This window comes from Romboutsia sp., assembly GCF_051659545.1.
Taxonomy (GTDB): Bacteria; Bacillota; Clostridia; order Peptostreptococcales; family Peptostreptococcaceae; genus JBOFOR01.
Window position 1 is genome coordinate 1 of sequence record NZ_JBOFOR010000335.1, and the last position, 6,623, is coordinate 6,623.

General features: G+C 28.4%; 6 protein-coding genes. 4 read left to right on the forward strand and 2 right to left on the reverse strand.

Going from position 1 to position 6,623, the window contains the following annotated elements; genetic code table 11:
• Positions 1-166: 166 nt before the first annotated feature.
• From ACRC03_RS19725 to ACRC03_RS19740, 4 genes are all read left to right on the forward strand, one after another.
• Positions 167-841, forward strand: coding sequence for a DUF969 domain-containing protein (locus ACRC03_RS19725; protein WP_438654322.1), 675 nt, complete (start codon positions 167-169; stop codon positions 839-841).
• 13 nt (positions 842-854) lie between these two features.
• Positions 855-1,775, forward strand: a complete 921-nt coding sequence (locus tag ACRC03_RS19730) for a DUF979 domain-containing protein (RefSeq protein WP_438654323.1) — start codon at positions 855-857, stop codon at positions 1,773-1,775.
• Positions 1,776-1,867: 92 nt separating this feature from the next.
• Entirely contained in the window at positions 1,868-2,566 is a 699-nt protein-coding gene (locus ACRC03_RS19735; RefSeq protein WP_438654324.1) for a flagellar brake protein, read from the forward strand.
• A 204-nt stretch (positions 2,567-2,770) separates the two neighbouring features.
• Positions 2,771-5,188, forward strand: a complete 2,418-nt coding sequence (locus tag ACRC03_RS19740) for a PAS domain S-box protein (RefSeq protein ID WP_438654325.1) — start codon at positions 2,771-2,773, stop codon at positions 5,186-5,188.
• Positions 5,189-5,238: 50 nt separating this feature from the next.
• On the opposite strand, the gene ACRC03_RS19745 is transcribed toward ACRC03_RS19740, so the two are convergent.
• Positions 5,239-5,925, reverse strand: a complete 687-nt coding sequence (locus ACRC03_RS19745; protein WP_438654326.1) for a YdcF family protein — start codon at positions 5,923-5,925, stop codon at positions 5,239-5,241.
• A gap of 50 nt (positions 5,926-5,975) precedes the next feature.
• Positions 5,976-6,236 (reverse strand): hypothetical protein, encoded by a 261-nt coding sequence (locus ACRC03_RS19750; RefSeq protein WP_438654327.1) that lies wholly within the window; start codon positions 6,234-6,236, stop codon positions 5,976-5,978.
• Positions 6,237-6,623: the final 387 nt, after the last annotated feature.

The following is a 6,623-nucleotide window of genomic DNA, read 5'->3' on the forward strand; positions in this document are numbered from 1 at the left end:
ACAACTTTAAGGTAGTAGTGGCGAAGACACCGTCTATTTTGCTTGGCTTTGTAACAACCTCTGATTATATCGTTTAGGTGTGATTAAGTCGTTAGCCACCAAGAATCCCTCTGCTTTAGCTGTAGGGAGTGTGTCAAAAGACGTATAATTGAAAAGGAGCATTCAAATGATAAAACTTATAGGAGTTTTAATCGTAGTAATAGGTTTTATATTTAAAATAGAAACCTTATTCACGGTATTAGTAGCAGCAATTGCTACAGGTTTAGTAGTTGGATTAGATGTAAATCAAATATTAATAATATTAGGAGAATCCTTTTTAGCAAATAGAGCTGTATCATTATTTATACTTACATTGCCAGTAATAGGTATATTAGAAAGATATGGTTTAAGACAAAGAGCAGTTCACTTAATAGAAAAAATAGGAAAGCTTACAGCTGGAGGAGTATTTAGTATATACATGCTAGGAAGACAAGTTGCAGGAGCTTTATCAATAAGAATGAGTGGGCATACTCAGTTTGTTAGACCATTAGTAAATCCAATGGCACAAACATCTGCAGCAACTAAACACGAAAAAATAGATGAAGAAGATGAAGAAGCGATAAAGGCTTTATCATCAGCATCAGAAAATTACGGTAACTTCTTTGGGCAAAATTTATTTGCAGGAAGTAGTGGAGTTTTACTTATAGCCTCAACTTTATCAGAGCAAGGATATAATGTTAGTGGATTAGATATAGCTAAGGCTAGTATAATAATGGCTTTAATAGCATTCTTAATAGTGTCAGTCCAAAGCTACTTATTTGATAAGAAATTAGATAAAAAGTACGGTAAAACAAGTAAATAAGGAGGACAGTATAGTGCAAAACTTTATAGATATATCATTAGAAATTTTCTATGCTATAATGGGTCTATTAATGATAGTTATAGCATTAAAATCGTATAAAACTGTAGATAGCAGTAAAAAATATGGAACAGCACTTTTCTGGATATTAATATCTCTACCATTTATATTTGGAAAAGTATTACCAGATAATGTAGTTGGATTAATATTAATAGCATCAAGTTTACTAACAGTTTCAAAGCAAGTTGTATTTGCTAAATATGAGATGCCAAGTGAAGAATTTGGTCAAAAGCAAGCAGATAAATTAGGAAATAAAATATTCCTACCATCATTAGTATTAGCATTTGCAGCAGTTGCTGTGGCAATGTTATTAAAGAACTTTGGAAGTTCTTCACAATTTGCAATAGGTGCTAGTTCATTAGTAGCATTAATATCAGCATTTATGTTAACTAAAGCAAAACCAACTACAACAGTAGATGACAGTGCAAGACTATTACAACAAATGGGTCCTGCAAGTATGTTACCTCAATTACTAGTTGTACTTGGAGCATTGTTAACTCAAGCTAGAGTTGGAGAAGTAATATCTGGAATTGTTCCTGCAGAGAGTAGATTCTTTGGAGTAGTTGCATACTGTCTAGGTATGGCAATATTCACAATGATAATGGGGAATTCATTTGCTGCCTTTGCAGTTATAACTGCAGGAATAGGTGTACCATTTGTATTAGCTCAAGGAGCTAACCCTGCAATAGTTGGTGCTCTAGCATTAACAGCAGGTTACTGTGGAACACTATTAACTCCAATGGCTGCAAACTTTAACATAGTTCCAGCAGCGTTACTAGACATGAGAAAGCAATATGATGTAATAAAATACCAAGCTCCAGTAGCTATAATATTATTAGTACTTCATATAGTAGCAATGTATTTCTTAGCATTCTAAGTAATATAATAAATTATGAAAAATATCTCATAATATGGTAAAATAAACTTAAATAGAAGTTCATTAATATTAAATCAAGAGGGGGGAATATAGTGGCATTTGATATATTCAAAAAGAAAAAGGAAGAAGCGATACAGCAATCTTTAAATAAGTACAAAAAAGTATTGCATGATGATATGTCGCTATCAATAAACATAACTTATGCTAAAAAGATGTATATAGCAGAGATAGAAACCTTAAAAAATAGAGAAGTGGTTTTTAGACTGCCAGCTGAAGCTAGAAATATAGTCAACTTCAAAACTGGTCAAGCTATTAAAGTAGACTTCGTAAGTGGGAGGGGACTATTTACAACAAAGCTTAATATAACAAATAAAGTTGTAGAAAACTATAATACATATTATACTGGTACTATTTGTGATACTATTGAAAAAAATCAAAGAAGAAATAACTATAGGTTACCTTTAACTTTAAATGTGACCTATGTATTATTACCAAATGAACTAAGAACTTACAATGGAGTAACTAAAGATATAAGCGCTGGAGGGATGCTTATGGAAAGTAGTTATTATGTAAATGAAGATAGAAAAATAAAAGTATTTTTTGAGCTAGATAAAAAAATGTATAGGCTAGATGCAACTATTGTTAGAAGTGTAGAAAATATTGATAATGAAAGGTATTTACATCATGTCAGGTTTGACTATAAAGGAACTAAAGAGAAAAATGAAATAGCTAAGTTTATATTTAATGAAGAAAGAAGAGAATTTAAGAGCAAAAGTAGAAGTAGATACTAGCACAACTCCCCCTAAAACTATTTGTTTAGGGGGTTTTATAATTGAAATTTAAATAGCCAAAAGTATAAATGTAAATAGTTATAAAAAGTTAAAAAGTAAAGAGCATGTTAAAAAATAAACATATTTGTAATAATTGTTTTAAATTTATCTAAACATATATATACTTTTAATTGAGGAGTGATTATTTAGGGGGTAAAAATACATATGAAAATTTTTTTTGATAAATTAGAAGAATATATTTTATTTTTTGATGATTTGGGTAGAATCACTTTGTGCAATAGCAAGCTTATAAATAAATTAGGGTATAAAGAAGAAGAGTTATATAAATTAAATGTAAAAGATATTTTATGTAACCAAGAGGAAAAATTAAAACAAATACTAAACAGTGATATAGATATAGATAAAGATAAAGATAAAGATATGACTTTAAAGATGTATACAAAGACCAATGACATAATATCTATTTATGCAAACATAACCCCAAATACATTTGAAGAAAATAAGGGATTTTATCTTATAGGAAAAAATGTACTTAAAGAATATACCATAGAACAACTTGAGACTTTACTCGATAATATCAATATAGGTGCCTGGATAAAAGACCTAGAGGGTAAATATATATACATAAACAAAGAACTATCAAAAATGGCAGGCAAAAGTAAGGATAATATAATTGGGAAAAAAGATACTGAAGTTTGGGCTAAAAAAACAAGCAAAGCTTTTAGAAGTGCTGATATAGAAGTAATAAAAAGTAAAAAGCCTAAAGTAATAAAAGAAACAAATATTGTTGATGGCAAAGAAGTATGGGTAGAAACCTATAAAGCTCCAATATTAGATGAAGATAAAAATGTAAAATTTACAGTGGGAATAACTAAAAATATAAATTTAATCAAGAAAATTGAAGATGAATTATACAATAATTATAAACAAATCAATAGCTTACACAATATTATTAGCAAAAACAATGATAGTGAAGATGATACTCCCGTAGAGCATGTTTTAGTTAATATATGTAATGAATTATTGAGTAATTTAAATATAAATCAATTATCTATTTGGATTTATGATTATGATAAAAAACAACTTGAGAGAAAACTAAATTTAGGTGAAAAATATGATTATGAAGATATTATTAAAATAAATAATGATATAGATGAAGAATTTATTTTTAGTACTGAGAAAGAAGGTCTAAAAACGGTAGGAGAAAGAAGAAGTGAACATTCTTTTATGCCTAAGATAGGTGATAATGTTGAGTATATAGGTGTTTATAATTTAGAATTAAAAAGTGAGTTTATAGGTTTATTAACTACTGGATACGAACATAACAATAAGCCTAGACAAAATGAAGATGATTTAATAAAGGCAATTTGTTGTCAAATTTCTATGATAATAAAGAACTGTGAATTATCTAAAAAGGTAAGAATTGAAAATGAAAGAAGAGAGAATATTGAAAAAGATTTAGAACTTTTTCTAAGTATAGCTACTGATTTTATAGGTATAGTAGATATTAATGGTTACTTAAGAAAGATAAGTTTAAGCTGGACTAAGATACTTGGATGGAGCGAAGACGAGTTATTAGCTATGCATATAAGAGACCTTGTACACCCTGAAGATAGAGATAAAAGTGACAAACTATTTTCAATTGAAGAGGTTTCAGAATGTAGAAAAAATTCTAAAATTAGATATTTGAAAAAAGATGGAAAAATCATATGGGTAGAAAGAAGTGCAAAGTACATAAGTGAAAAAAATTACTTCATAGTTACTGGTAAAGATATTACAGAAGATAAATATATTGAAGAACAAAAGAAAACCTTAGAAGAAGCAATACAATTAGAGAGTATTAAAAATGAATTTTTTGCAAACATATCACATGAATTTAAAACACCTTTAAATATAATTCTTGGGACTATGCAATTATTATCTAAAGGAATAGAACTAGATAATTTGACTACTGAAAAATTAGTAATCTGTATTAATTCTATAAAACAAAATTCCTACAGGCTATTAAGGCTTGTAAATAACCTTATAGATATGAGTAGAATAGATACAGGTTTTTATGAATTACAGCTTGCCAATCATAACATAGTAAGTATAATTGAAGATATAACTTTATCTGTAGTTGATTATGTAGAGGGGAAAAATATAAACCTTATTTTTGATACTGATATAGAAGAAGAAGTTATTGCTTGTGATCCAGATAAAATAGAGCGAATTATGTTAAATATATTATCAAACGCTATTAAACATACAGAGGAAGATGGAGTAATATTTATCAAGTTAAAATCTGAAAATAGCAACGTTAAGGTAAGTATAAAAGACAATGGAAAAGGTATACCTAAAGAAAAACTTGATATAATATTTGATAGATTTAGGCAAGTAAATAGCAGTTTAACAAAACCTTGTGAAGGTAGTGGGATAGGATTATCCTTAGTGAGATCATTAATAGAAATGCATGATGGTAGAATATGGGTAGATAGTGAAATAGGTGAAGGAGCAGAATTTATTTTTGAAATTCCAATTAGGCTAGTAGAACATGAAAATGATATGGCTATTAACAATATAAATATCTCAAATAATCGAATTGAAAAATGTAGCATTGAATTTTCGGATATTTATAAATAACAAAAACCTCTTTAAAACATAAATTTTATGCTTTAAAGAGGTTTTTATTATTATCTATCTAACAATATAGTTTTAAAAAATGCAAAAAATTCACGAGCATAATAAGTAGGCATAAATTGAACTAAAGAATTGCTAGTGTAAAAAGTTACATTTTTATATCCTGTCCTTTTAGCTAATAAGCTACTTCTACAACTGTGAAAGTCAGTAGTTACAACCTTTATTTTCAAATCCTTTAAGTTTTTATTACTATGAGATTCAATTAAATCTTTAGAGTATTTAAAGTTTTCATAAGTATTAGTAGATTTATTTTCCATAAGAATTTTATCTTTAGCTATTCCATTTTCAAGTAAGTAGTTTTTCATAGCTAAAGCCTCAGAAATGTTTTCACCACTACCTTTGCCCCCTGATACTACTATGTATAAATCGTCATTGGTTTTATCTAAATAAGTAAGAGCGGCATCTAATCTTCCTTTTAAAGTAAGACTAACACTATTATTTTGAACAGCAGCACCTAAGATTATCATGTAATCACTTTTATCTTTGGTATTATTCTTTGGATAAAAAACAAGCATACTTTCAATAATAAGAAACAGAGACAATAACAGACAAAGTGAAGTCTTAAATAATTTATATAGAAGCTTATTTTCTTTTAGTTTATCTTTTATAAAATGATAAACCACAATTCCAACAGCTAATATTACAAAAAACTCACTAAATACTAACCCACCATAAATCAATTTTATATAAAGGTAATATGAAATAAGTAATATACTAACTAGTAAATACATTATATTATTTCAAACTCTTCATTATCTTTGTTTATTTTAACTACTTTGTATCTGTAAGATATAGAATGGTCTGACTCTAATAATAAGCCAATAACTGAAGGTTTTTCCCAAAAATGCATTGGAAAAGCTACTTTAGTATTAGTGTTTTGCATAAAAGTATCAAAACCTAAATAGTACTGCTCACCTTGTCTAGAATCAAGTGGAACAAAGGCTAAATCAAAAGTAGTTCCCTTTATTTTTTCTATTTCTTTTTTATACATATTTCCTGCATCTTCATTTTCTTTAGGTGTATTTTCACCTTCCCAGTGCCACCAATTTAAATCACCAGCATGGTAAATTGTTTTTTTATCTACCTCTACAACAAAGGCTACACCTAAGTCTGTAGATTCTAAAGTTTTAACTTTTAGATTATCAATAGAAATATTATCATTAGCTTTTACAAATACTGTTTTATCAGACTTAGATTTTTTTATATCATCAGATAATATAAAGGCAATATCTTTATATTCTTTTGTACGTTCAGCATGTCTACTGAGCCGATAGGTTGAAAGAAACCTTATCGCCTAACCAACAGGAAGATAACCCGTAAGCAAGGGCGTCACTGGTAACGGTGAGTCTGAAGGAAGCCGAAGGGGGAATATGGAACA

Excerpts from the sequence above, each read along its gene's own strand:
- ACRC03_RS19750 (WP_438654327.1), bottom strand. The coding sequence starts at position 6,236 with ATGTATAAAAAAGAAATAGAAAAAATAAAGGGAACTACTTTTGATTTA.
- ACRC03_RS19740 (WP_438654325.1), top strand. The coding sequence starts at position 2,771 with ATGAAAATTTTTTTTGATAAATTAGAAGAATATATTTTATTTTTTGAT.
- ACRC03_RS19725 (WP_438654322.1), top strand. The coding sequence starts at position 167 with ATGATAAAACTTATAGGAGTTTTAATCGTAGTAATAGGTTTTATATTT.